1 protein-coding gene is annotated in these 637 nt (G+C 62.6%); it reads right to left on the bottom strand.

The genetic code is table 11. From position 1 onward, the window contains the following. The coding region (locus V6E90_RS21460) for a hypothetical protein (RefSeq protein WP_332606403.1) at positions 1 to 427 on the bottom strand (427 nt) is incomplete at its 3' end. Positions 428 to 637 lie beyond the last annotated feature (210 nt).

Below are 637 nucleotides of genomic sequence, written 5' to 3' on the forward strand. Positions count from 1 at the left end.
CGTCGCGAAGCTGCTGGGCCCGAAGTTCCCGGTCGTAGTGCCGGTAGCCGAGTTCCCGTGCGAGGTTCGTCGCCTTCAGGCTGATCCCTCCATTTTCCGCGAGCTTGATCACCTCTTCGCACCGCTGGCGCCATGTGCGCAGCAGTTCATAGGCGGCATAGATCCACATTGGCGTCAGCGCGGAGAGCTGCGCCATCCGGCCGCGCGGCGGTTCATCATCGAGCTGGCGTTCCAGAATCTCCTGCTCAACGCGGTTGAGCATGTTGTCGACCAGGCACAGCTGGCTCGCCTGCATGGCCAGAAATGGGTTCTCGCCAAACCCGGCGAGTGTCATCAGGGCCTCGTAGAGCTCGGCGTGGCCGATGTCCGCTACTGGACGATAGCGAGGCTCGTCCTCCATCTCATCGGGATAAGGTTCGTAGTCCACGCTCAGTCCTTTCGCGCAGGCCGCGCTAGCGACAGTGCAGATATGTGGAGCCTCACGAGACCTTCTCCCGGAGCCACGACGACAATCCTGCATCGAGGATCATCCGCGCGAGTCGCTGCGGCCCGAGCAGGATCACGCCTTCCGGCCCCCCGTTCTCCGGGATGTTGCCGGTATGCCAGACGAAAAACATCCGGTCATACGCGTCAGCTT

Origin of the sequence: Acinetobacter sp. ESBL14, from assembly GCF_036668815.1 — a bacterium.
Taxonomy (GTDB): domain Bacteria; phylum Pseudomonadota; class Gammaproteobacteria; order Pseudomonadales; family Moraxellaceae; genus Acinetobacter; species Acinetobacter gyllenbergii.